The organism is Nocardia sp. CA-129566 (genome assembly GCF_050956075.1).
In the GTDB taxonomy this organism is placed as follows: Bacteria; Actinomycetota; Actinomycetes; order Mycobacteriales; family Mycobacteriaceae; genus Nocardia.
The window spans coordinates 8216347-8241834 of sequence record NZ_CP192085.1; the positions used below are offsets into that span (position 1 = coordinate 8216347).

Sequence of the window (25488 nt, forward strand, 5' to 3'; positions counted from 1 at the left end):
GGGTAGACCTCGGACGACCGGCTGCTCACGCCGTCGACTTTCGCAACCGCAGGCGACGCCAGGTGATGATGGCGAGCACCGCGGTGATCGCCACGAGCAGGGCGGTATCGAGGTACCAGATGCTCGCCTCGTGCTTCCACAACGCGTCCGGTTGCGCGCTGGCGAACAACGTCCGAATGTCCACCGTCGACGCCCCGGCCGCGTAGCCCCAGCGCGATGGGAACAGCCACGAGACCTGCTCCAGCACGACCCGGTTGGTCACCGGGATCAGGCCGCCGGCCATCACCAGCTGGACCATGATCATCACCACGAGCATCGGCATCACCTGCTCGTTCGACTTCGCCAGACTGGACAGCAGCAGGCCGAAGACCACACAGCAGACCGCGGTCAGGGCGATGTCGAGATACAGCTCGGCCGGTCCGTTCGAGATCACCGAACCCTGCAGCGGCGGCTTCTTGCCGACCAGCGTGATCCCGACCAGCACCGCGGACTGCAGGAACGCGGTAATGCTGAACACGGCGATCTTGGCGAGCAGATAGGCCGATGGCAGCAGTCCGACCGCGCGCTCGCGATAGAAGATGGTGCGCTCACCGACCAGGTCGCGCACGGTGAGCGTGGATCCCATGAAGCAGGCGCCGAGAATCAACACGACCAGCAGCTGCTGGGTCTCGCCCCCGCCGGAGGGCACGAAAAGTGTCTCGTTGCCGCTCTGCACCTGCTCCAGCGGACCCGACTGGAAACCGTTACTGCCCGGCACCACCAGCGACAGCGCACCGAGAATGAACGGCAGAATCACCAGGAACGCGAGATAACCGCGATCCGCGAAGATCAATCGCACCTGCCGCCGCGCCAAGGTGGAGAACTGCTTGGCGCGCCCGGATTGCGGCGGACTGCCCGCCGAACCCTGCCGCGGCGGCGTGGGCGGTGGCGGCGGTGGCGCGAACGCCTGCCTGGACCGGTACGCGGCGAACGCCTGATCCGGATTCGCGGCCACCCGGCCGAAGATCTCCGCCCAATCGCTGGTGCCCATGGCCGCGCCGACGCTGGCCGGATGTCCACAGAAGGCCGTCTTGCCGCCGGGGGCGAGCAGCAGCACCTGATCGCACATGTCGAGGCAGGCCACCGAGTGGGTGACGACGATGACCGTGCGTCCGGCATCGGCCAGCTCGCGCAGCATCACCATGACCTGACGATCCAGCGCCGGGTCCAGGCCCGAGGTCGGTTCGTCCAGGATCAGCAGCGACGGACCGGTGAGCAGTTCCAGCGCCACCGACGCGCGCTTGCGCTGACCGCCGGAGAGCCGGTCGACCCTGGTGTCGGCATGTTCGGTGAGCGAAAGTTCCTTCAGCACACCGTCGATCACCTGCTGGCGGTCGGCCTTCGAGTTGTCCGGCGGCAGCCGCAGTTCGGCGGCATAGCCGAGGGCCTGGCGCACGGTCAGTTGGCGGTGCAGCACATCGTCCTGCGGCACCATGCCGATGCGGGAGCGCAGCGCTTCGTATTCGGCGTGCAGATTGCGGCCCTCGAAGGTGACCACACCGCCGGAGGGATGGGTGGTGCCCGCGATCAATTTCGACAGCGTCGACTTGCCCGCGCCCGACGGACCGATGAGTGCGGTCAGTGTGCCCCGCCCCGCCTGCATATTGACATCGATGAGCAACTGCTTATTGCCCTCGACCGTGAAGCCGACGCCGTGCACGTGCAGGCCCTGTTCGGCGACCGGCTTCTGCCGAAGCACCAAAGTGCCCTGCTGGACGACGAAGTCGATATTGCCGATGGTGATGATGTCGCGCTCGCGCAGCACCGTGCGCTGCTCGCGATGGCCGTTGACGAAGGTGCCGTTGGCCGAACCGAGGTCCTCGATGGTCAGCCCCTCGGAGTCCGCGACCAGGCGGGCGTGCTTGCGCGAGGCCAGCGGATCGTTGACGACGATCTGATTATCGGAGGTACGACCGATATTGAGCCCGCCCGGCGGCAGCCGGTCGGCCCTGGCGATCGGCGCGGTGGACGGGCGCGAGCGGACCGGCGGCAGCATCGAGGTATCGGCCTTGAAGGTCATATTGACGTTCGGCTGCTGCGATTGGACAGGCGGTGCCTGCTGAGGTTGCGGCTGCGAGGGTGGCTGTGGGTGCTGCTGTTGGGCCTGCGGCTGCGAAGGCGGATGTGCGGGTTGTTGCTGTGCGGCTTGCTGTTCCGGACGCTGCTGTGCCTGTGGTGTGCGTCGCGGATGCTGATACCCCGGCGGCACCGACGACCGCTGCTGTGCGGCGGGCGGCTGGGCAGGCGGCTGGGCCATCGGAGACCGCGGCCGCGACGACGCCGCCGCGGGCAGCAGATGCAGCAGCGGACCACTGATCGCATCCCCGAGCCGCACCTGCGTGGGCCGGGTGATCGCAACCGGTTGACTCAACCGGCGCGCATCCACGAAAACGCCATTGGTGCTGCCATTATCGGTGAGTACCCAGCTGTTCCCCTGCCAGGCGAGCGTCGCGTGCACTCGCGAGACCAGCGGGCTGTCCACGAAGAGCATCACTTCCGGTGCGCGCCCCATCGTGACCTGTTGATTCGAATCGAAGACCCGTTCGGTTCCATCATGGCGCACGGTGATGGTCTGCGCCCCCGGTGAAGACATGCAGCGGATACTATTCCATCACCCGGACTTCGGCGGTGCCCCCGATGCGCCTTCTACCCCGATCCGGAGACCGTTATGAACGCGCTACCGGCCGACTAGGGGGAGCCTTGCCGAAACTCCGAGCGACCGCAGTCCTTACCGCAGTGCTATGCGTAATCGCAATGTTGGCGGGCTGTACTCGTGAGGTGAGCGGTCGTGCGGTTTCGGTCTACGACGATCCGTTCAAGGTCGCCGGACTACCCACCACGAGCGGCCCGAGTGGCCCGCGCCCCAACGTCCCCGATACCTCGCTCACCGCGATCAACGGCGACAGCGGTGAGGTGGATGCGCTGGCGCTCAACGCGATCGAGGATATTCAGACCTATTGGCGCGCCGAATACAGCAAGGACTTCGATGGTGAGTTCAAGCCGGTCGACAAGCTGATCTCCTGGAGCGCGAAGGCGCCGCGCAGTCAGGCGCTCGAATTCTGCAAGGAGTCCACCTATCACCTGGTGAACGCCGCCTACTGCCGATTGGACAACTCCATCGGCTGGGACCGCTCGGTGCTGCTGCCGACCATCGAGGACACCTTCGGCAAGATGGCGGTGATCATGGTGCTCGCCCATGAATACGGGCACGCCATCCAGACGCTGGCCAAAATCGTGCAGACCAAGGATCCGGTGATCGTCAAGGAACAGCAGGCGGACTGTTTCTCGGGTGCGTTCATTCGCCATGTGGCCGAAGGCAAATCGAAGCACTTCACCATCAACACCTCCGACGGCCTGAACTCGGTGCTGGCCGCGACGGTCGCGATTCGCGATTCCAATCCCGACGATCCCGAGAGCGTGCACGGTTCGGCGTTCGAGCGGGTCACGGCCGTGCAGATCGGCTTCACCGACGGCCCGAAGGCCTGCAAGGCCATTGATATGAACGAGATCGCCCGCCGCCGTGGCAATTTGCCGCAGAGCTTCAAGGACGATCCGGGCCGCGGTGAGAATCCGATCGATAAGGACAGTCTGATCGAACTCAGCAAGGCCCTCGCCGCGATCCTGCCGCTGAAGCCGGAGCCGACCTATGACTATTCCGGCGCGAAGATCGACTGCAGGAACGGCGTCGCGACACCGCCGGTTTCCTACTGTCCCGCCAAGAACACCATCGCGACCGATGTGCCCGCGCTCGCCCAGCGCGGCACCTCGAACGCCGACGACAAGGATCCGTTGCCGATCAAGGTGACCGGCGACTACAACGGCTATATCGTCTTCATCTCGCGCTATACCCTCGCGGTGCAGCAGAGCAGCGGCCAGGATCTCGTCGGCGCCAAGGCCGGACTGCGCGCGGCCTGTCTGTCGGGTGTGGTCACCGGCAAGCTCGCGCAGCCGGGGCGGACCCAGGCGCAGGGCGATATCGTCTTGGCCGCAGGCGATCTCGATGAGGCGGTCTCCGGACTGCTGGCCGATGGGCTGGCCGCGAGCGATGTCGAGGGTAAGACGGTACCGAGTGGGTTCTCCCGAGTGGACGCGTTCCGCGCCGGGGTGCTCAATGGCGCGCACACCTGCACGTCGCGGTATTCCTAGCCGAACGGCGGCGGGGCGGCGGGTTCGTAGCGCAGCACCCGGTTGCCGATCATCACTTCGGTGCCCGGCACCAGCACCATCGGCTGATGCGGTGCCAGGCGGATCCAGTCGCGGTAGCCGGGCAGCCGGGTGCGGGTGCCGTTGGTCGATCCCCGATCCACCAGGGACACATCCCAATTCACCAGCAGCACCTCGGCGTGCGCGCGGGACATGCCGCCCGAGGAGTCCTCGACCTTCAACGGCACCATGCCGCGACGCGCCTGTTCGGAATGCTCCGGATCGCGACCGAGGACCGCGTCCGCGGCCAGCATGTAGGTCATGCCGTCGTCGAGGACCAGCATGCCCAGCGGCGGCCGCACCACCTCGATCAGCTGCTGCGTCTGATCCACCGGCATCCCGCAGACCGTGCAGAAGGCCGAGCGCGGATCGCTGGGATGGGCTCGCGCGCACTTGAATCCCATCACCTTGACCGTGAGCGCGGTGGCCTTGGCGGTGGCCTCCAGTCGGCGCTGTAGATCCGGATCCGGGCGCGGGGCCGGGTTGGTGCCGCCCGTTTGGGTCGGCGCGTGATGCGGGTCGACCGGTTGCTGGTCCTGGACCGAATCGAGCATCGCGGTCGAGGCTCTGGTCTCGGTCAGCTGCGGTTCGGGGTGCGGCCGTTGGGTCGGACCGGAATCGATGCGCGCGGTTGGCGGCGGTGGGCGATGGGCGGCCTCGGACGGCACCGATGTGGACCTGCCGCGCACCGCGTCGGACCAGACGATCGCACCGCCCGCCTGCGCGATTCCCTCCACCAGCCAGCCGATTCCGCGTTCGGCGGGCAGTTCGGGAATGCGGCCCTTGGGGTCGTCGACGAATAACGCGACCGCCCGCGCGGGCACCGTCGCGACCCGGTCGACCGTGAAGGCGGCGTCGCTGCCCCGGTAGCGCTCGAGCGTCCCGTCACCGGCCAGCACCGCCGTGATCGCGCCGTGCAGGAAGATCGCCACGCCGCCGGTCTCGGCCGCGGACAGAATGCCGAAATCGATCGGTGCGCCGGGACTGATCTGTTCGGCATATTTCATGAGCCAGCGAGTTGCCGCGCGCGCGACCAATGCGCCAGGGCCGTCGGGATGCTGATCGGCGGCCTCGCGGACGAGTTCGGCCAGTGATTCCACTGCGATGACGGCGGTTGCCTCCGACGTCGGTCGAGAATGCCCACGATGCGCGACGAGCACCACCGCACCCGCGATCCGGGCGACGGCGTGATTCCCGGCGACAACCTCAACCTGCCGATCCTTCAACGGTATCGGCCTCCTATGGATAGGCATCGCAGGGTTGTCACCACACACCCAAGGGTATTGCAACCCACCCCTCATAGGCCCCCCTGCCCGGCGTCCGTCCGGTAACTTCAGATGCACAACGGGAGGAACAAAGGGGTCTGCCATGGTCAGGACTTCGCGAATCGCGTTTGCCGTAGCTTGTATCGCGCTGGCCGGGGTGCTGGCCGGATGCAGCGGCGTCCAGGGGACGCCGCTGGCGGCGGAACAGGACGTACGCAAACTCGAGGTCGGCACGTATCCGGTCGATCGGCACCGATACAACCAGGACGCTGGCTCGCACGGGGCGCTGCTCGAGGGTATGCGGATGTCGGAAGCCGTTGTCGCGACGACGAAGATCGACCCGTCGCTCACCTACGGCCGCGAAGGCAAGGTACTCAGCAGCATCGACGATGCCGTCGAGCATGTCGCCTCCGCGTCGAAACCGGTGCTGGTGAACCGCAACTACCTCACCGGATACGCCACCAGCGGATCGGATAAGCCCGATCCCGCCGGGCAGACCCGCCCCTCGACCGACACCACCGCGGTCACCAATGTTGTCTTCCGGTTCCCGGACGAGGCCACCGCGAAAATCGCGGCCCGCGAACTCGAAGACGCCGATATCAATATCTCCCCCGATAACCGCAAACTGCCGTCGAGCAAATACCCGGATGCCTATATCCATTGGCGCCCTGGCATTCCCAATATCGGAACTTTTATGGCGCACAAGGAATTCGTCATCTCGCTGTTCGTCGGGCGGCCCCGCGCGGACGGTGCGGACCTGCTGAGCTGGGTCGAGAAGACACTCGACGCTCAGGTGCCCGCGCTGGACAAATTCCAGGCCACACCGAAGGACCAGTTCAACAGCCTGAAGGTCGATCCGGAGAACATGCTCGCCCGCGTCGTGGTCGCCGACCGACGCGGCCACACCCCGAATGCCGATAATTTCGCGGTCTACGGACCCAGCTACTTCGTCCAATCGGCCGAGGACGAGACCAAGACCCAGCAACTGGTGGACGAGGTCGGGGTCGAGAAATTCGCCATTGTCGACAACGGCTCGGTCACCCGCGTCCGCGACTATCCGGCCGGGCAGAAGTTCATCGATGGCCTGATGACCGAGGTGCGCGACACCTTCGAACCCATCGACGCACCCAAGGATGTGCCGGGCGCGAAGTGCTTGCAGCTCAACAGCAAAGGCGATCCCGAGCGGCAGTACAAGTACCGCTGCTACGTCGGGTACAAGCGGTATGTCGGTGTGGTCACCAGCGATAAGGAACCGGATGTGCGGCAGAAGGTGACCGCGCAGTACGCGCTGTTCGCCAACAGCCTCTGAGTCCGCAGACCCAGCGGTACGCCTCGGCGGGTCCCCCGTTGTAGCATTCGGTCAGACTGCTACCGGGGGGAAGACCGCTGCACCATGAGAACGAATTCTGTTCGCGCTGCCTGCGCACTGATCGCCGTCGGTTTGGTGATCGGCGGATGTGGATCCGAGAGTGCGGCGACCACGACCGCGGACACCGCGGTCGATCCGAACACACTCGAGGTCGGCAACTACCCGACCAAACCGCATGACTACGGCGCGGCCAAGAACTACGACCAGGCTCGGATCGTCGAGGCCGAACGGCTGGCGAATTTCGTGCCCACCCCGCGCGAGATCGATCCGCGCTTCGAGTACGCGCCGCACTTCAGCTCGAAGATCTTCTTCGATCCGAAGACCTCGGATCTGCACTGGGCCATCAAACTCGACGAATTCGACACGGTGGCACCGGATTTCATTACCGGCTTCGTGAGCTTCGGTTCGTCGGCGCAGGACAATCGCGGCACCGATCTGATGAATGTGATCATGGAGTTCCCGGACGAGCAGCATGCCACGGACGCGGCGGTCGCGTTGGAGCGCTCCGATTTCGAGGCGGCCGCCGCCGCGAATCAGCCGGTCGCTATCCCGAAATATCCTGCCGCCAAGGCACATTGGCGACCCATCCAGCAGTCCATCGGATCGTTCTTCGCCACCGGCAAGCTGGTCGTCTACAGCTGGGTCTACGACTACCGCAAGATCTTCCTCGACGAACAGGACCTGCCCGCGCTCGTCACCCTCGTGACCCAGAGCCTGGACAAGATGGTTCCGGCGCTCAGCGAATTCGTCCCGACACCGCCGGCCCAGCTCATGAGCGCCCAGCTCGACCTGGACGGCATGCTGGGGCGCACCCTGCCCCGACTCGACGCGGATTTCAATCTGAATCCGCCGGGCGCCTACCGCGCTCGCGGCGCCGAGCACTTCAGTTCCGCACCAGCGCAGGAAGTTCCGAAATTCCAGCGGGCCGGCGTGGACCGGTTCGCCGTCGACAGCGCCGAGGTGTATCGCACGGCCGATGCCGCTGCGGCCCAACAGTTGCGCGATGAGCTCGTCGGGCCCAGCCGCAAGTTCCGATCCGCGCCCGCGCCGAAGAATCTGCCGCAAGCCCGGTGCCAGGAGTACCTCGGTCGGGACAAGTCGGCGATCCGCTTCTACTGCGCGGTGGCCTATGACCGCTACACCGGGTACACCTGGTCCGACCAGCTCAATGATGTGCAGCAGCGGATCTCGGCCCAATACGCATTGCTGGTGAACGCCAAATGAGTACGATTCGCAAACTGCGCGGCTACCTCGCGGTCACGGCCGCACTCGCACTCGCCGTATTGCTCGGGGCGTGCGGGACGACCGTATCGCCGACCGCGCTGCCCGCCGAAATCGACGTTCGCAAGCTCAATGTCGGCAAATACCCGACCGAACCGCGCAACGCACACGATGACGCCTACGTCCCGAACTTCTACGAGATGGGCAAGGTCGCCGCCATGCGACTGTCCGACCATGTCGTCTCCGCATATGAGATCGACAAGAGCATGAAGTACGGCCTGCACTCGGGCACCATTCCCGGCCGACCCGACGAACTCGGCGACTGGTCCGCGGTGGAGCAGATCATCAAGCGCAACAAGATGATGTTCGGTTTCGAATCGCAGGGATCCGATAACGCATCGACCTTTCTGGCCTTCCCGGGCTGGCCGGTCCCCGCCCCGGCGAAATCCAGGTACGCAGCGACCATGGTCATGCAGTTCCCCGACGCGGATCGGGCCAGCACCGCCGCGGCGGAGTTCCACGAGGCCGACTTCGCGACCTTCAAAGATAGCAATCAGCGCGTCCCGTTACCGAAACATCCTGCGGCGCAATCACATTGGCGTCCGGACGCACCGGTGCTGCGAACCGTCCTCGCGCACGGATCCTATGTGGTCGCCTTCCTGGTCAGCACACCCGAAACCGACCTGAACGCGCTCACCGCACTCGCCGACCGGGCCTACGACCTGCAACTCGCCCAGCTCGACCAGCTGCCCGCGCTGACCGCGGCCCAGACGATCGACCTGCCATGGGATCCGGATCGGCTGCTCGACCACGTGCTCGATCCCGATGGCAAGCAGCTGAAACCGGGATATGACGATGACGACGGATTCGTCAGCGGCGGTCACGGCATGCTGCATTTCGCCAAGGACCGCGAACTCGCCGATACCCGCTTCGGTGCGCGGAATATCGGTCGGTTCGCCGCGCTCGGACGCACCCCGGTGATCCAGCTGGCCGATGACGCCGCCGCACGCGCCATCGTGCGGGATCGAGTCACCATGACAGCGGTCGCCCGCGATGCCGCCGCACCGCCCGACCTGCCCGACTCGGCCTGTGTGGAAAACCAGGAATCCGCGACCAAGGGCAAGCGATTCACCTGCATCGTCGCCTATCACCGATACGTGGGTTTCGTCAGCGCGAATCAACTCGGCGACGCCCAGCAGCAGGCCGCCGCGCAGTACGCGTTGTTCGCGAACAACCGTTAGAGGAGATCAGCCATGGCACTGAGCCCCGGCACCATCATCGGCGGCTACCGCATCGAAAAGCAGATCGGCGCGGGCGGTATGGGGACGGTCTACCTGGCTCGGCACCCCAGCCTGCCGCGCAAGGACGCCATCAAGGTGCTCGGCGCCCAGCACACGGCCGACCACGAGTTCCGGACCCGGTTCGAACGCGAGGCCAATGTCGCCGCGGGGCTCGACCATCCGAATATCGTCGCGGTCTACAACCGCGGCGAGGAATACGGTCAGCTGTGGATCGCCATGCAGTACGTGCCCGGCATCGACGCGGCCGCCGAAGTCGCCCGCGACCCGCACGGTATGCATCCGCTGCGCGCGCTGCGGATCATCACCGACGTCGGCAAGGGCCTGGACTACGCGCACCGCAAAGGGTTGCTGCACCGCGATATCAAACCGGCGAACTTCCTGCTCACCACCGATGACAGCGATGAGGAGCGGGTCCTGCTCGCCGACTTCGGTGTCGCCAAATCCGCCGACGACGCAAGCGAACTCACCCAGGCCGGCACCTTCGTCGCCACCATCGCCTACGCCTCCCCCGAACAGCTATCCGGCCACCACCTCGATCCGCGCTCGGATATCTACAGCCTCGCCTGCTCGTTCTATAAGCTGCTCACCGGCCGGAATCCGTTCCCGTCCGATCAGCCGACCGTGACGATGATGGGCCATCTGCAACAGCCCCCGCCGCGCGCGACCGATACGCGACCGGGCCTGCCGCCCGCCATCGACGATGTGCTCGCCATCGCCATGGCCAAGAATCCGGCGGACCGGTTCGGCACCTGTCGCGAATTCACCGACGCCGCAACCGATGCGTTGAAATCCGGCCACGCCCCCGCCCGCACGAATACCTCACCCACCTACCCCATCCAGGTCTTCACACCCGCACCGCCGCAGCCCGCACCACCTACTGAACAGGTCACCGCGCCCCGCGGCCGCTGGATCGCCATTGCCGCGGCGGCCGTCGTGACGATCGCGCTCGCGGTCGGGATCGGTGTCCGGGCCGAATCCGGCGATCAGCGGACGCCCGCGACGGCGACCGCGGCACTGTCCAAAGACGAAGTCCGCAAACAGCATCCGCAGTTTCTGGGCAAGCGGCTGACCATGGTCGATATCACCGACAATCAGGACGCGGTCTTCCTCACCCCGTCCAACCCGACCGCCTTCCTCCAAGACCTCGGCTTCACCTACAACCCGACCTTCACCAGGACCGGCGACGAACCGACACTGCGCCCGGTCGCCGACAGCAACAAGTACAGCGTTTTCGGCAAGATCCAATCCGGCTATGTGCTGGCCATTCGCAGCGACGCCGGTTCCGGCTCCGGCGGTCTGCGCGGACTCCCCGGCGCACTGCTCGACTCCACCGCCATCGTCATCGCCATCGACGACCCGCAAACCGTGCGCGCCATCCGCGACTGGACAACGGGTTCGGAGGCGGTCCTGCTGGAGAAGCTGGTCCCGGTGCTCGAGGCCCAGGTGAAGTAGTATCCGCCCGGAGGAAAGCGAACGGGACGGGTGGGACGTGAGATTCGCCGCGACATCGAAACTTCGAACAGCAGCGATCGCCGCGACGGTGGCGATGTTCGTCGTCGGCGGTGTCGCTGGCTGTGCCACCGAGGTTTCCGGTCACGCCGCACCCGGCATGACCGCGGTGGATCCGAAGGGCCTCACTATCGGCCCCTACCCGTCCGCACCGCGCGACTACACCGTCGACGGTTTCGAGAAGGACGACGTCTTCCGCATCGAATCCCGGCGCATGCTGGGCTATTTGGTGCTGCCCTATGACGTCGACAGCGATATCGGCCACCTCGTCGACACCCGGCTGGTGGAGGCGACGTCCTCGATCTTCGACGACGGTTTGGTCGGTGTACTGCCCGGTCAGTACCTGCCGGTCGTCGAGCGCAACAACTTCATCGCCGGGGTGTACACGCAGCGGTCCAACGACAGCCTGCGCAGCATCAAGAATCTGGCCATCGCGCTACTTCGCTTCCCCTCCGACGCCGCGGCACGCACCGCGGCCGCCGAATTCGACCGGGCGACCGATGAATTCAAACCAGGGCGGCACCCGGTGGCGATCGACGGCTATCCGGATATCCGGGCCTCCTCGGACAACGATAAGAAGGGGTACGTCTTCCTCGCACGTGGTCCGTTCGTACTGCTCAGCATGATCACCATGCCGGAATCCGACTCGAAAGCCCTTGGGACGCAATTCAAGAAAATGCTGGACTTGCAAATTCCCAAGCTGGACAGCCTGGTCCCGACACCGGTGGACGATATCCTCGACCTGCCGCTGAACCCCGACGGCATCATGCGGCGCACACTGCCGCCGACCAAGGAGACACGGGAGTACTCGCGGGACAACTACGTCGGTATCTATGACGGCATCGGGCAATTGCACTTCGAGCGCGACGGCCCCGATCTGAAGCGGACGCTGCAAGAAGCCGGTACCGATCTCGTCGCACAGCACCAGTCGATCATTTACCGCACCCGTGACCTAGCGGCATCATTTCGGCTCCAGAACGCGTTGGCGCACTTGGGCACCGATGACGAGGCGATCGACAGCCCACCGGGTCTGCCCGACGCGCGCTGTCTGAAGCTGGACGAATCGGAGCCGATCTTCAACAGCAAATATCTGTGCATCCTCGTGTACGACCGCTACGTCGCGGTGCTCGGTTCCCAGGGACAGGGTCTCGGGATATTCGACCCGGTGCTTTACCAGGCGACCGCCGCACAGTATTCGATCCTGGCCAAGACCCAGTGAGCGCACCGATGAACTGTCGATACCGAAATAGCCTGCTCTGCCTCGCAATTGCGGCCGCACTCGCGATGACCACCGCCTGCGGCGGGTCAGACGAACCCGCCCCCGCGGTGGATGTGTCGAAGCTGGCGCCCGGAAATTATCCGACGACACCGCGCGATATCGACAAGCAGCGAACGGCGGAAACCGGTGCGGTACAGGAGTCCATCCGGCTGGCCGAATTCGTGCCGCTGATGATGGATCTGGACAGTCGCCTGGTCTACAACCAGCGCCCGTTCTACCTGCATCCGTTCACCCCGCAGAATCCGCCGCGAAATGGCTGGCTGGGCGGATCCGTCGACGACTTCGCCGCCGCGGCCCCCGGTCTTGTCGCGGGCTGGACCACGTCGGGGCACCGCAGGAAGAACAATTCGCTCGGGCAGAACATCGACCTGACCCTGCTTCGATTCTCTGACAATGCGCAGGCGAAGACCGCCATGGACGTGTTCTCCGACGAGAAGAACGACACCTACCCCCGCAAAGGGCCGCTCTCGATTCCCGGCTATCCGAACGCCAAATCCGCACTGAGCCAATATGATGCCGTCCATACCTGGATCGCGCGCGACGACTACCTGCTCTACACCTACGTCGGCAACGGCCTCGCGACCCCACCGGATCCGGCCCCGCTGATCGACTTCACCAAGAAGCTGCTCGACAAGCAATTCGAACTGCTGAAGGGCTACACCCCGACACCATCGGACAAGGTCGCGCAGGAACCCGCCGATATCGACGGCTTGGTCGCCCGAACGCTGGCGAACCAGCCCGCCGAGGGTTACGCCGACATCACCGGCGCCTACACACCCCACGCCGCCCTGCACCTCGAGGAACGCCCCGATATCAGCAAGCGCGCATTCGACGACGCCAAGGTCGACCTGATCGCCCACAGCGACTCCTCGATCTACCGCACCGCCGACCCCGCCGCCGCAAGCAGACTCACCGCAAGCTTCCTCGACCAACTCACCGGCCTCTTCGAACCCACCGACAGCCCACCCGGCCTCCCCACCGCCAAATGCTCGAAGAAGCTCGTCAACGACGCGACCAAATCCCGCAACCTCGTCGAATTCATCTGCTACCTACCGTATGACCGCTACGTAGCCGCCATCACCGCCAACCAGCGCCAGGATCTCGACCAAAAGCTCGCGGCCCAATACAGACTGCTGGCCTTCGGTAAGTAGGTGCACTGCTGGGCCCGGTAGACCAAGCGCGCGTCAAGTAGTATCCGCGACAAGTATGCGTACGAAGGGGGGACGGCGATGAAGCTCGCCGTGAGATCAATTCGGTTTCGAACCGCGTATGCCCTTGCGACGGTAGGCATTCTGGCGGCGGCTGGCGGTTGCGGCTCCGAGGTGACCGGCAATCCCGGGCGCGTCGGGACCGATGTTTCGCAGCTGAATGTCGGGAACTACCAGACGAAGCCACGCGAGATCGGCAACGCCAAGAGCGATAAGCAGGCCCGGGCACGCGAGGCGCAGCGGCTGGCCGACTATGTGGCGTTGCCGTACGAAGCGGATCAGGCATACGTCGAAGACGCATGGGTTAACCGGCCACATATTGTGCTCAACAGGAAGACCCTGGGCCCGCTGATAATCAATGACACCTTCGATGATGTCGCCAAAGACCTCGTTGCGGGATGGGTCAATGCTTGGGCGACGGCCGACAACCCGGATCACAAACAGCGCACGCTGAACCTCGCGGTCTTTATGTTCCCTGACGCTCAGACCGCCAAGACCGTTGGCCCGACGCTCGAACACGACGACTTCACCTACAACAACGGCAATGAGCAGGTCCCGATCCCCAACTACCCGAGCACGACGGCGCATTGGCGGCCGAGCGTCTCATCCATCGGTTCGTGGACCGTCCACGACCGATACGTCATCTTCATGAAGGTCGTCGACGACACCTCGGCGCCCGACCTTCCGGCGCTGACAACGCAGGTCCAAAAGATGCTCGACGTACAACTCCCGCTGCTGGACAAGTTCCAGCCGACCCCGGCGGCAGAACTCCAACGCATTCCCCTCGACCCGCAAGGCCTGCTCGGTCGCACCCTTCCCAGCAATCCGGAGAAGCCGATACGTGCCGAGCCGGACGGCATCTATACCGGACGGGGATCACTGACGCTGCTGTTAAGTCCAGGACAGGACATGCTGCCAGAACTCGAACGCACTGAAGTCGATCTGGTCTCCTTCGGCGACGCCGTCGTATTTCGAAGCAGATCCCAGAAGGGCTCCGAAGCCCTCTGGCGGGAGTGGCAGCCGTCGACACACCTACGGCCTGGCGAAAAGCAAGTCGAGACACCACCCGGACTCGGCCAGAACATCGAGTGCTACGCGCAGACGACACAGTCTCTGGACAAAGAGCTCGTAACAATGAACCTCTGCGCCTTTCAGGTCGATCGATATGTCGCGCAAGCGGCCGCGAAGCAGCTCCAGGATCTTCATCAAAAGATCTCTGCCCAGTACGCTCTCCTGACAGCGCGATGAGGACGATCCATGAAGAAACGATTGTCCGCTATGGCCATCCTGACTGTTGCGCTGATTGCGGGCACCAGTTGCGCCAGCTCGATCGACGGTAAACCACTGCCAGGCTTAGCGCCCGTCGATTTATCCTCTCTTAGAACCGGGGCAGCAGCCACCGCACCCTCACCGTTCAAACTAAAATACGGCGCCAACACGGCGCAGTCGATCCGGTTCGTCGAAGCACGCCGGATGCTCAACTACCTTGTGCATCCCTTCGATGTGGATAGCGAGCTGACGCAAGTCGGATTTGTCAGGCTAATTGCTGACCCACACACCATGACCCTGGATGGCGCACTGCCCGCAGTATACGCGCCCGTCGCCGAAAATAATAATCTCATCGCCGGTGCATACGTGTCGCGAACAAACGGCAGTTTACGCAGCACCAAGAAGCTGATCGTATCGATTCTGCGATTCGCGTCAGAAACTGACAGCAAGAATGCGGCAGACGATTTCATGAGAATAACCACTGAACAGAGCGAGCGTCATACCTTTCCGATCGATGGTCACGCCGATGCACGGGCGACGTCCGCCGACGACCGTGGCGCGACTGCATTCCAACCACACGGTCCGTATCTCATCGTGATCAGCGCGGGGCTACCGGAACCGGACAGGGACAAGGTCGCCGGAACAATAAAAAAGGCGATAGAACTTCAGATAGCCCAACTCGATCGGCAGAAGCCTGTTCCACTCGACGACCTGCTGGATCTGCCTCTGGACCCCGATGGCGTCATGCGGCGAGCGGCACCAAGAGCGACAGACTACTCTGATCCATTCCTGAGCCTGTACGAGGAAGATTTCGGCTCGTTCGAACCCTCCGGGATACTCCATTTCGAGCGAAATCCGATCGAGGTCCGGAAGGCCTTCGAAGAAGGCGGCGTGGATCTGATCGGCCGGCGGGCCAGCACTGTCTATCGAGCCCGGGACCTCGCCGGCGCGATTCGACTGCAAACCGCATTAACCAAACCCGGCAAGAACGATACTGTACTTGACCCGCCTCCGGGTCTCAGCGATGCACGGTGCATACGGCTCGACGTGACCGACCTGAATCGACTGTACAGTAGCTTTTGCGCGATCGTCTACGACCGCTACGTTGCCGTCGTTGTATCCAAATTCCCCGACCTGGCAAGGGTTGATCGACCTCTCGAGGAACGGACAGCCGGGCAGTACTCAATTCTAGTGAAGAGTGAGTGATCGAATCATGCGGCGAAGCCTTCGCTTATGCGCCACTGCCTTTGCATTGATATTCGCGTTGTCCGCAAGTTCGTGCGGAGGCGACGATTCCAACCATAGCGATGCGGCAATCGACATATCGAAACTGGATTCGGGTAACTATCCAACCACTCCGAGGGATATCGACAGCACCAGGACCGACGACACGAGCGCGATCCGTGAAGCAATTCGAATCGGCGAAGCAACTCCTCTCGTCATGGACATTGACAACCGATTCATCTTCGACTATCACAAGTTCATCAGTCGAACGCTCACCCCGCAGAGCTCTCCTTACTTCACTGGCACCAAATTGGAGTCTGGCGAGTTCAACGCAATCGCCCCCGGACTCGTAGCGGGCTGGTACAGCTTCGGTCAGCGCCGGGAACAATCAGGCGCTGGGCGTGAGATCGAAATGGACATAATCCGCTTTTCCAGCGCGGATCGAGCCAGAACCGCGATGCAAGCGTTGGCCGACCGGACCGCCGGGGAGAGTTTCCGCATCTCGGAATATCCGGAGGCCCGCACTACCTACATCGCAAAGGTTGCATACGGTTCACCATGGCTGGCGTCGTGGCTCGCCCATGGTGACATGCTTCTTTACGTGCGGGTCGATGACCCCATCAGCATCCCGTTCACCCCGGCTGAACAAGCTGACCTGGTGAAGCGGGCATTTGACAAGCAGATCGAGATGCTCAAGGGCTACTCCCCCACACCGCCCGACCAGATCAAGTCGCTGCCGCTCGACGTTGACGGGCTGCTCAGCCGCACGCTGCCTTTCGACAAGGACAACAAGCCCGGAGGATCCGACCCCTCATCGATCTTTCCCAAGCACGCGGCACTGCACTTCGACAGGCATCCGAACGTGGCTATGGCCGCTTTCAACGACGCGGGACTCGACAACATCGCAGTATCGGCCACCACCATCTACCGCACACGCGACACACCGAGCACCTCCCGGCTGATTGCCGCCCTGGAAGCGCCGGTTGTCGACGAGGACAACTACGCGAAGGTCGACAGCCCGCCTCACCTTCCCGCTGCGCATTGCTACAACGCCAAGCCCGGCATCTCCTACGCGTCCGATTACCCACCGGTGTGTTGGATCGCGTTCGATCGGTACGTCGCAAAGGTGACCGGGCGCAACATCCAGGATCTACACCAGCGAACAGCGGCGCAGTACAAACTACTGGCGAGCGGACGTTGATGGAGACGACGGTCGACTCTGTTGGGCCTCGACATTCCGCGGCTGATGCGAGTCGAACACCTGGCCACGGCTTGCTAGATTTCTCCGGACGGCTCGTGTGTCCGGGCATTCGAATCATTGAGGGAGGACCGAATGGCGTTGCGGCCCGGTGCAATCGTTGGCGGGTACCGGGTGCTGCAGATTCTCGGCAGCGGCGGGATGGGAACCGTCTATCTAGCTCAAAATCCAATCCTCCCACGTCGTGACGCACTGAAGGTCCTCAGTGCCGATCTCTCTACTGACGATGAGTTCCGGGCGCGATTCGAGCGGGAAGCCAACCTCGCTGCCGGACTGGACCATCCGAACATCGTCGCGGTGTACAACCGCGGCGAGGAGGACGGCCAACTGTGGATCGCCATGCAGTACGTCGACGGAGTCGACGCGGCCGACGAAGCCAGGAAGGGCCCTGCGGTCATGACCCCGCAACGGGCACTACGCATCGTGTCAGAGGTAGGCAAAGGGCTCGACTACGCACATCGACGCGGGCTCTTGCACCGAGACGTCAAGCCGGCCAACTTTCTCCTGTCCGCCGCCGAGGCGGGCGACGAGGAACGCGTTCTGCTAACCGACTTCGGCGTCGCGAAGTCAGCCGAGGACGGCCAAGACCTTACCGCAACAGGCAATTTCATGGCCACGGTTGCCTATGCACCGCCAGAACAGTTGGTCGGCACCAGTTTGGATCATCGCGCAGACATCTACAGCCTCGGCTGCTCGTTCTTCAAACTGCTGACAGGGCATAACCCGTATCCATCAACCATGCCCGCGGTTGTCATGATGGGGCACCTCCATGAGCCGCCGCCCAAGTTGAGCGCGGTTCGCCCGGGGCTTCCCGCCGCACTCGATGCCGTGATCGAAAGGGTCATGGCCAAAGATCCCGCTCACCGATACAGCACGTGTCGGGAGTTCACACAGGATGCCGAGGCCGCGCTGTACGGCACTGCTCAGTTCATGGCGCCCGGACCGGCCCACGCGACTGATCCGAGGAACCCTCTGACGGCGCACCCGACCACAGCACCGTTCTCGCCACAGCCAGCAGCCCACCGTTCGACCTACCCAACCGAGTCACATCGGCGCGAAGACACTGACCAAAGCCTGGTCGCGACCCTACGGAACAGTGGCGCCCGCCGCTCCAGCGTCCGCCGTTTCCTGGTGCCGGCCGTGATCACCTTCGTCGTCGCGGCCGCCGTAGCGGCTGGAACGTTCATCTTTGCCAATCAGTCGGATTCCACCGACGCTGGAGGCAGCGACCGACTGGCCGAGGTGCGCAAGGCCCATCCGGAATTCGATGGCAAATCTGTTACTGCGTTCAACTTCGGCAACGCAACACTGTCCGTGACACTGACTCCGAGCACTCAGTCGAAGTTTCTGCAAGACATCGGTTTTAGATACAGCCCGAAATCCAAGGCCGTCGGTGATGAGAAGTCTCCGCGTCCGCTTTCTGTCAATACTTATTCCTTGGACATCGACAGCGACGTCATCATCGTGCTCAGAGCGGATAGCAAAGCCGGAAACGGCGGCTTGGCTGGTCTTCCGAGCGGATTGTTGAACACCCAAGCCAAAATCGTGGTCGTAGACGATCCGTCGGCTGTTCAGGCCTTCCAGGTGTGGACCGACCAGTCACCCAACGTGCTTGCGGACAAGATGGTCCCCACTATCGCCAAGATCGTGACGAAGTAGACCGGGACGGCGGCCACGTCGTGACTGTGCCGAACTCTGGTACCTGACACGGGATCTCGCCGATTGTTCGTGTCCTGACTCCCACCTGTGGCAGAGGGTAGCGTCGCATCTCGAGGTACGGTACCGTGGGCACACGCCGGGGGGCTCACTCGTCGGCGATAGTGAGTATGCGGAGCGAGGGGGCGCAGGCATGGCGGATCGCGATAAGGGGATTGCTGGGGTCCAGCCCAAAGGGATCCCGTCGGCAAGTCTGGGCCGTTCCTCTGATCGACCGAACTTTCTCCGAGATTGATGGAACCGATCCATCCTCACTCGCGTCCAATCAGATGAAGAGGCTGACTGGGATCGTCGGCCGGAACCGAAGGGAGCCACAGTGGCACCAAAGGCAAGCGTAGATGCGGCAGCGCTCAAGACCTTCGCGCACCAATGCGAAGACAAGCACTCCCGGCTGGTTCAGGAGATCCAGCGGGTCAAGGCGCATGAGGATGCCGTCACCGCTACATGGAGCGGCGAGGCTCGCGGAGCCTTCGACTCGTTCATGGAGCGCTACTACTACCAGGCCGATAAGCTGAACGACAAGCTCCTTCAGACGGTGGAGAACCTGGTGAATTCCAGTGGAAAGTTCAGCGCGCAAGACCAAGCATTCCAGCAGACCGTGCAGTCGCACGCCTCGAGCCTCGACCTTCCTCCGCTGTAATCAGTAGTTGCGATCAGGACTTTAAGGAGCTGACATGGCGACAAACGCCGTCAACAAAATTTCCGCTGACTTCTCTGCCGTCGAAGCCGGTGCCGCGGACATCCAGAACCAGGCCCAGGGCATCATGACCATGCTCGACGACTTCAAGAGCGAGGTCTTGAAGTTCGTGCAGGATAACTGGGAGGATGGCGAGGCCTCCGAGGCATTCCGCCAGCTGCAAAGTATGTGGAACCAGCACGCAGAACAATTGAACGTGACACTTAAGGGCGCGGGCCAGCTCGTGAGCACCGGCAACTCCGAACTGCAAGGTACCGACAAGGCGCTCGCAGGTCTTTTCTGAGCTTCGATACAGACCATTCGTGCCCTCGGCAGATTGCCGGGGGCACGAATTTTTGTGCGGAACACCGGAACAACAGGTCAGGCCGTATCACGTTGTCCTACTGGGAGAAGGATTTACGGCGTCGTCTGTATGGATGCCGCGAACTGCTCGCAGGTCGGCGCGATCGAGTCCCAGCCGCCGATGTACTGGCATCCCGTACTGACCTGAAGTCGGTGCTCCACCAACACATGCCAGTTCACGGTTGAGCCATCGCCGGGCTGTTCGGTGTAGGCCAGACCCGATTTGCCGCCGAATACGACGTCGCGCTTCAGCTCGCTGACCGAACCGCTCGGACGCTGCTTCATCTGAGCGTCGAGATTCGCCGCGACCTGCTCGTATCCGGTGCCCGCGGCGACCGGAGTCTGGATCAGGGTGATGCGCATCCGAGTTCCGTCCGAGGGGACGAGATCGACCCGCGACTTGCTCGGGTCAGGTGCCTGTGCGAATCGCCATCCGGCCGGCATCTGAAAGCTCACGCGCCCAACGGTTTCCGATGCGGACTTCGGTGTAGTCGTCGGCGCTAGCCGTGCGCCGGTCGACGGAGGCGCCGGGCCCGCGGCCACAGATGTGCTCGTTGCGGAGGCGGTAGGTTTGTCTTCCGAGCCATCGAACGCGAACACGGCACCGACGGCAGCTGCGGCAACCACCGCGACCGCGGCAACGGCAACCAGCACATACATTTTGGTATTGCGACCGGGCGGCCGCATGGCCGCGGCCCGCTGCCGCAGCGGCTGCATCCATTCCGTCGTCGGCAATGGCGTGATCTCGGGTTGGTATTCCGGCTCCGGTCGCGGTCCACGTACCAGATCAGCTCCGGCGATCGCACGCAGCTCTACGCTCGGTCCGCAGAACTGCTGTGCCACCGACCTGATGAGGTCTAGTTTCGCCGGATCCGAAACACCCACCGCCTGAACCATATCGGCGGGCTGACCAGCGAGCAGACGCTCGAAGAGCGCGGACAGCTCATCGAACCCACGAGTTTCCGGCGCGATATCGGATATCGCGAGATTTGGTTCATGTTCACATGATTCGATATGAATGCCCTGCTGGGTCCGCACGACGGCGGTCGCGGTAGTTGAGAGCGGCCCGATCTCCAACACGACCGTGCGCCTGCTGCGCGCGGCGCCCGCATCAGCGACCACGGCGCGTATTGCCATGTCCTCGAACACGATATCGGTGGCGAAGCGACGCACGGCATCATCGATGACCGCGCGTCGTCGCCCGCCCCATTCGGTCGGGCACACGACGGTGACCTGTTCGCACGGAATCGCGACACCGAGGTTCCGTAGCACCGTGCCGATCACCGCGGTCATCGCCTCGCCGATGGCCGGAACACACGGCAGCAGGGCTATCCGGTCCGCGTCGACGTACTGGACCGCGGAACTCACCTGTGTCGGTGGTGTAAGGGGCTCTCCGACAACGAGATCCCCGTTGCTGCCCAGAACTACCGAGGCCGGCATATCCCAATGCGTGGCCGGGCCCCGCGCCCAGATACGGGTGTCCATAACAACCAGATCGACGCTTGGCATCACACCGCCGGAGGCATCCACGCCAGTTGGATAAGGCCTTCGGTGTTTCGCGTGACATAGGTGCCACGGCCGGGCGGCTTCGGGCCCGGACGGGTACTGCCCATCAGTACACCTTCATCCCTATTGCAGCTCATGATCAGACCTGCCGATCCGAGGTCCTTCATTCGTGCGATCGTCGCCTCGTACATCGCGCGGCTCGCACCGCCGGATCGCCGAGCGATGATCACATGGAAGCCCAGATCACGAGCGTGCGGCAGGTGCTCCACTAGAGCCGACACCGGATTCCCCGAAGACGACGCGACCAAGTCGTAGTCATCGACGATGACATACAGTTCCGGGCCGCTCCACCAGGAGCGGTCCCGCAACTGCTGCGGGGTCACGTCCGGGCCCGGCGTCCGCTGGGTAACGTACGCCGCAAGATCGTTCATGTTCTGGGTGAACTGTGGTGCGGTAGAACCGTATCCGGCGAGGTATCCGTCCGGCACGAGCCCCAGCATTGAGCGCCGGTAGTCACCCAGGATGAAGCGAGCTTCGTTGGGAGTATTCGATGCCGCGATGCCCTCGATGATCGATCGCAGGAGCGTCGTCTTACCGCTCTCGGTATCGCCGATGACGAGGAAGTGCGGACTCTCATTGAAATCGAGATACACCGGAGCCAGCTCGGATTCGTTGATACCGAGTGGAATACGCATGCATTTGACTCCGGGCTGCACCTGCGACGGCCAATTGCCCGCGAGCTGCAGCAACTGTTCGCGCGGCAACATCTCCGGCAGCATCCTGGCGGCGGGAGCGGGGCGGCCCGGGGTCAGGCGGGCGATGGTTGTGACCGCGTCCGCGACGGCTTGGCCGAGGTTTTCCTGAACCGAGCTGCCGTCGATGCGGGGTAGACCGGTCAGCATGTGCAGGCATTCCGGCGTCATGCCGCGACCCGGGCGCCCCTGGGGCACAAGGGCTGCGAACTTGCGGCCGAGATCGGAGTCCATGGGGTCGCCGAGGCGCAGTTCGATGCGGGTGCCGATCTGGTCTTTCAGAGCAGGGCGGGCCTCGGCCCAGCGGTTGAGGGCGATGACGACGTGCACGCCATAGGAAAGGCCCTGTACCGCAAGGTTCATGATCGGCTGTTCGAGCGGGTCGAAGTCCTGGCGGATGGAGCCGAAGCCGTCGATCACCAGGAAGACGTCGCCGAACGGATCCTCGTGTGCGCCAGCGGCGCCGGGGCTGCTGGCCGGGTCCATGGCGCGCAGGCGGCGGAATTCGGTCATCGATTCGATGCCGAGTTGGCGGAACCGGGCCTCGCGCTGGCGGACGATGGTGGTCATTTCGGCGATGGTGCGGCGGACCTTGTCCTCGTCCAAGCGGCTCGCCACCGAACCCACATGCGGCAGTCCCTCCAGGCTGGACAGGGTGCCGCCACCGAAATCGAGGCAGTAGAACTGCACCTGCTCTGCGGTGTGGGTGAGGGAAAGCGCCATGATCATGGTGCGCAGGGCGGTCGACTTACCCGACTGCGGGCCACCGACCACGGCGACATTGCCTCGGGAACCCGACAGGTCGACGACAAAGGGGTCGCGGCGCTGGTCGTAGGGGCGGTCGACAATGCCCATGGGCGCGCGCAGGGTGGCGACGGCGGAGTATTCGCCGGTGAGCACGCTGCGCGGGATGAGCTGGTCGAGGGTGGGCGCCTCGTCCAGGGGCGGGAGCCAGATCTCGTGGGCCGGGCGGCCGTGGCCGCTGATGCGGGAGGCCAGCATATTGAGGTTGGAGATCTGTTCGCCGTCTTCGGACTTCGGCTCCGGATCGTGCGACGGCGCCGACGGCAGCGGGATGCGGTCGATGGCGCGGAAGTCGACGTGGGTTGCGGTGAAAGGGCGTGCCTTGATGTCGATTTCGCCGCCCGCGACACCGGCCTGGGTGACCTCGCGCTGGGAGCCGCCGCCGACGTAGGGGCCGGAGACATAGGCGGCCTGAAATCGCTGGATCTCACCCGAGTCGGACTTGAGATAGCCACCGCCCGGGATGCCGGGCAGGTTGTAGGCGTCGGGAACACCGAGAACTTGGCGGGATTCATTGGCGGAGAAGGTCTTCAGGCCGATGCGGTAGGAGAGATGGCTCTCCAGGCCCTTCAGCTTGCCTTCCTCGAGGCGCTGCGAGGCCAGCAGCAGGTGCACGTGCAGCGACCGGCCGAGGCGGCCGATCATGACGAACAGTTCGGCGAAATCCGGGTGCTGGGTGAGCAATTCGGAGAACTCGTCGAGCACCACGAACAGTGCGGGCAGCGGGTCGAGGTCGGCACCGGCGGCGCGGGCCTTCTCGTATTCGGAGACGTTGGCGAAATTGCCCGCCTGGCGCAGCACTTCCTGGCGGCGGTTCATTTCACCGGCCAGCGCGTCACGCATACGGTCGACGAGGTCGGCTTCCTCTTCGAGGTTGGTGATGACGGCCGCGACGTGCGGGACACCGTCCAGACCGAGGAAGGTCGCACCACCCTTGAAGTCGACGAGCACCAGGTTCAACTGGTCCGGTGAGTGCGTGGCCAAGAGGCTGAGCACCAGGGTGCGGAGGAACTCCGACTTACCGGAACCGGTTGCGCCGATGCACAATCCGTGCGGACCCATACCGCTCTCGGCGGCTTCCTTGATATCGAGTTCGATCGGCGCACCGTCCGCGCCGACACCGAAGGGCACGCGCAGCCGCTCGCGGCCGTAGCGCGGACGCCAGGCGTGTTCGGGATTGAAGGTACCGATATCGCCGAGCTTCATCAGCTGGGTCCAGGTCGAGATCACTTCGGCGTCATCGTGTTCGACATCGCTGCTGCGCTGGGTCGCGGCGCGATACGGGGCGAGCCGGCGCGCGACCTGCTGGGCCTGCTGCGGGCTGATCCGGTCGATGAGCGCGAAACGCTCCTGGTTGCCGGTGGCGCCGCGGCCGACGCATTCACCGTTCTCGACGACCATCTTGATACCGCGCGAGACGGCCAAACGCGGTGCGTAACCACACAAGTCGATGATGGTGACGCCCTCGTAGCCGGATTCGCGAAGTTGGTCTTCTTCGGCTTCCAGCAGGCCGCCATCGACGACAATGACGATATGCACCAGATTCGCGTTGGCGGGCTGGTTGCGGGAGTAGCGAACGCGGTTGGCCAGCAACGGATGCAGGCCGGCGGTGGCCTCCCGGATCGAGCCGTAGAACATGCGCTGGGTGCCGATGCCGTCCTGCGCGTCCGGATGCTGGGTGTGCGGCAGCCACTTGGTCCACTCCCATTCGCGGGCGGTGTCCGGGCCGCAGACGATGGCGATCAAGACCTGGTCCGGCGCCTGGAACATGCACAGCTGCAACAGCATTGCGCGGGTCATATCGCGGGCCTCGGCGCGGTCGCCGTCCAGGGCGATGGTCGCGAAGCCCTTGACCGCGATCGCGGTCGGCAGATCGGGCACCGTCGAATGCGCGCGCACGAAACGGCGTAGCGAGACCGCGGCGATCGGCTCCAATTCCTCGACCGGGCCGGTCTCCGGCGCGACCAGACGGGTGGCGAGTCGCTGCCCGCCGATGCCGATGCGGGCGTGGCAGAAGTCCTTGTCCCCGGCGCGGCGTTCCCACATGCGCGAAGTCCCCGCCAACATCCAGATCAGCGCCGGCTCAGGGTGACTCCACTCGACCGAGGCGCGCTGCTGGGCGGCGGTCTGGTCGACATCCTTGCGGACCTGGTCGAGATAGCGCAGGTAGTCCTTGCGGTCCTCGTTCGCCTCGGCCGCCTTCTGTCCCTTGCCGCCGCCCTGACCGGCGAACATGCCGACCATGGAGACGACCATCATCATCGGGAACATCATGCTCATCGGATTCGACGAGATGCTGCCGCCCTGGGTGAACAGCAGCGCCATCATGCCGACCATGCCGACCACCATCACGACCGGCATCAGCTTCGATACCAGGCTGCCCGGTGTCACCCGTGGGATTTCGGGCGGCGGCTGCAGCGTGACCTCACCACCGGGCGTGCGCGGCATCTCGCGACGCGCACGCCGCTGGAACCGGACGGTACTCATCGAACGAGATCCCCCTCTTCGCAAGCTGCACTTTTTCGG

At 64.0% G+C, this 25488-nt stretch carries 17 protein-coding genes; 13 read left to right on the plus strand and 4 right to left on the minus strand.

Annotated features, from left to right (window positions below):
- Positions 1-25 precede the first annotated feature (25 nt).
- Positions 26-2632 (minus strand): FHA domain-containing protein, encoded by a 2607-nt coding sequence (locus ACQP0C_RS36705; RefSeq protein WP_433727648.1) that lies wholly within the window; start codon positions 2630-2632, stop codon positions 26-28.
- Between the two features lie 161 nt (positions 2633-2793).
- Between ACQP0C_RS36705 and ACQP0C_RS36710 the strand changes: the two genes are divergently transcribed.
- Positions 2794-4185 carry a metallopeptidase gene (locus ACQP0C_RS36710; RefSeq protein ID WP_433727650.1) on the plus strand — a complete coding sequence of 464 codons (1392 nt, stop codon included), beginning with the start codon at positions 2794-2796 and terminating at the stop codon, positions 4183-4185.
- Here ACQP0C_RS36710 and ACQP0C_RS36715 read toward each other — a convergent pair.
- Positions 4182-5468: an FHA domain-containing protein gene (locus tag ACQP0C_RS36715; protein ID WP_433727653.1), complete on the minus strand. Its 1287-nt coding sequence runs from the start codon at positions 5466-5468 to the stop codon at positions 4182-4184. The two genes, ACQP0C_RS36710 and ACQP0C_RS36715, sit on opposite strands and share 4 nt — an antisense overlap.
- A 142-nt stretch (positions 5469-5610) precedes the next feature.
- Between ACQP0C_RS36715 and ACQP0C_RS36720 the strand changes: the two genes are divergently transcribed.
- From ACQP0C_RS36720 to ACQP0C_RS36775, 12 genes are all read left to right on the plus strand, one after another.
- Positions 5611-6816, plus strand: coding sequence for a DUF7373 family lipoprotein (locus ACQP0C_RS36720; RefSeq protein ID WP_433727655.1), 1206 nt, complete (start codon positions 5611-5613; stop codon positions 6814-6816).
- An 84-nt stretch (positions 6817-6900) separates the two neighbouring features.
- Positions 6901-8100, plus strand: a complete 1200-nt coding sequence (locus ACQP0C_RS36725; RefSeq protein ID WP_433727657.1) for a DUF7373 family lipoprotein — start codon at positions 6901-6903, stop codon at positions 8098-8100.
- Positions 8097-9338, plus strand: coding sequence for a DUF7373 family lipoprotein (locus tag ACQP0C_RS36730; protein WP_433727659.1), 1242 nt, complete (start codon positions 8097-8099; stop codon positions 9336-9338). Before ACQP0C_RS36725 ends, ACQP0C_RS36730 begins: the two co-directional genes overlap by 4 nt.
- A gap of 12 nt (positions 9339-9350) precedes the next feature.
- Entirely contained in the window at positions 9351-10850 is a 1500-nt protein-coding gene (locus ACQP0C_RS36735; RefSeq protein WP_433727661.1) for a serine/threonine-protein kinase, read from the plus strand.
- Positions 10851-10887: 37 nt separating this feature from the next.
- On the plus strand, positions 10888-12126 hold the full coding sequence (locus tag ACQP0C_RS36740; RefSeq protein ID WP_433727663.1) for a DUF7373 family lipoprotein: 1239 nt from the start codon (positions 10888-10890) through the stop codon (positions 12124-12126).
- A 113-nt stretch (positions 12127-12239) separates the two neighbouring features.
- The gene (locus ACQP0C_RS36745) at positions 12240-13337 is read left to right on the plus strand and encodes a DUF7373 family lipoprotein (protein WP_433727665.1); all 1098 of its coding nucleotides are present in this window, start codon (positions 12240-12242) and stop codon (positions 13335-13337) included.
- A 78-nt stretch (positions 13338-13415) separates the two neighbouring features.
- Positions 13416-14642, plus strand: a complete 1227-nt coding sequence (locus tag ACQP0C_RS36750) for a DUF7373 family lipoprotein (protein WP_433727668.1) — start codon at positions 13416-13418, stop codon at positions 14640-14642.
- Between the two features lie 30 nt (positions 14643-14672).
- Complete coding sequence (locus ACQP0C_RS36755) at positions 14673-15869, plus strand: DUF7373 family lipoprotein (protein ID WP_433727670.1); 1197 nt, start codon at positions 14673-14675, stop codon at positions 15867-15869.
- Entirely contained in the window at positions 15862-17088 is a 1227-nt protein-coding gene (locus tag ACQP0C_RS36760; protein ID WP_433727672.1) for a DUF7373 family lipoprotein, read from the plus strand. Before ACQP0C_RS36755 ends, ACQP0C_RS36760 begins: the two co-directional genes overlap by 8 nt.
- A 132-nt stretch (positions 17089-17220) precedes the next feature.
- A complete protein-coding gene (locus ACQP0C_RS36765; RefSeq protein WP_433727674.1) occupies positions 17221-18804 on the plus strand; it encodes a serine/threonine-protein kinase in 1584 nt (527 codons plus the stop codon).
- A 373-nt stretch (positions 18805-19177) separates the two neighbouring features.
- Positions 19178-19501 carry a WXG100 family type VII secretion target gene (locus ACQP0C_RS36770; RefSeq protein ID WP_433727676.1) on the plus strand — a complete coding sequence of 108 codons (324 nt, stop codon included), beginning with the start codon at positions 19178-19180 and terminating at the stop codon, positions 19499-19501.
- A gap of 34 nt (positions 19502-19535) precedes the next feature.
- Positions 19536-19841 carry a WXG100 family type VII secretion target gene (locus ACQP0C_RS36775; protein WP_433727678.1) on the plus strand — a complete coding sequence of 102 codons (306 nt, stop codon included), beginning with the start codon at positions 19536-19538 and terminating at the stop codon, positions 19839-19841.
- Between the two features lie 113 nt (positions 19842-19954).
- Here ACQP0C_RS36775 and ACQP0C_RS36780 read toward each other — a convergent pair whose 3' ends face one another.
- Together ACQP0C_RS36780 and eccCa are read right to left on the minus strand one after the other, a co-directional pair.
- A complete protein-coding gene (locus tag ACQP0C_RS36780) occupies positions 19955-21268 on the minus strand; it encodes a type VII secretion-associated protein (RefSeq protein ID WP_433727680.1) in 1314 nt (437 codons plus the stop codon).
- A gap of 140 nt (positions 21269-21408) precedes the next feature.
- On the minus strand, positions 21409-25449 hold the full coding sequence (gene eccCa, locus ACQP0C_RS36785; RefSeq protein WP_433727682.1) for a type VII secretion protein EccCa: 4041 nt from the start codon (positions 25447-25449) through the stop codon (positions 21409-21411).
- Positions 25450-25488 lie beyond the last annotated feature (39 nt).

Excerpts from the sequence above, each read along its gene's own strand:
- ACQP0C_RS36735 (WP_433727661.1), top strand. The coding sequence starts at position 9,351 with ATGGCACTGAGCCCCGGCACCATCATCGGCGGCTACCGCATCGAAAAG.
- ACQP0C_RS36750 (WP_433727668.1), top strand. The coding sequence starts at position 13,416 with ATGAAGCTCGCCGTGAGATCAATTCGGTTTCGAACCGCGTATGCCCTT.
- eccCa (WP_433727682.1), bottom strand. The coding sequence starts at position 25,449 with ATGAGTACCGTCCGGTTCCAGCGGCGTGCGCGTCGCGAGATGCCGCGC.
- ACQP0C_RS36775 (WP_433727678.1), top strand. The coding sequence starts at position 19,536 with ATGGCGACAAACGCCGTCAACAAAATTTCCGCTGACTTCTCTGCCGTC.
- ACQP0C_RS36710 (WP_433727650.1), top strand. The coding sequence starts at position 2,794 with ATGTTGGCGGGCTGTACTCGTGAGGTGAGCGGTCGTGCGGTTTCGGTC.
- ACQP0C_RS36705 (WP_433727648.1), bottom strand. The coding sequence starts at position 2,632 with ATGTCTTCACCGGGGGCGCAGACCATCACCGTGCGCCATGATGGAACC.
- ACQP0C_RS36720 (WP_433727655.1), top strand. The coding sequence starts at position 5,611 with ATGGTCAGGACTTCGCGAATCGCGTTTGCCGTAGCTTGTATCGCGCTG.
- ACQP0C_RS36725 (WP_433727657.1), top strand. The coding sequence starts at position 6,901 with ATGAGAACGAATTCTGTTCGCGCTGCCTGCGCACTGATCGCCGTCGGT.
- ACQP0C_RS36765 (WP_433727674.1), top strand. The coding sequence starts at position 17,221 with ATGGCGTTGCGGCCCGGTGCAATCGTTGGCGGGTACCGGGTGCTGCAG.
- ACQP0C_RS36755 (WP_433727670.1), top strand. The coding sequence starts at position 14,673 with ATGGCCATCCTGACTGTTGCGCTGATTGCGGGCACCAGTTGCGCCAGC.
- ACQP0C_RS36730 (WP_433727659.1), top strand. The coding sequence starts at position 8,097 with ATGAGTACGATTCGCAAACTGCGCGGCTACCTCGCGGTCACGGCCGCA.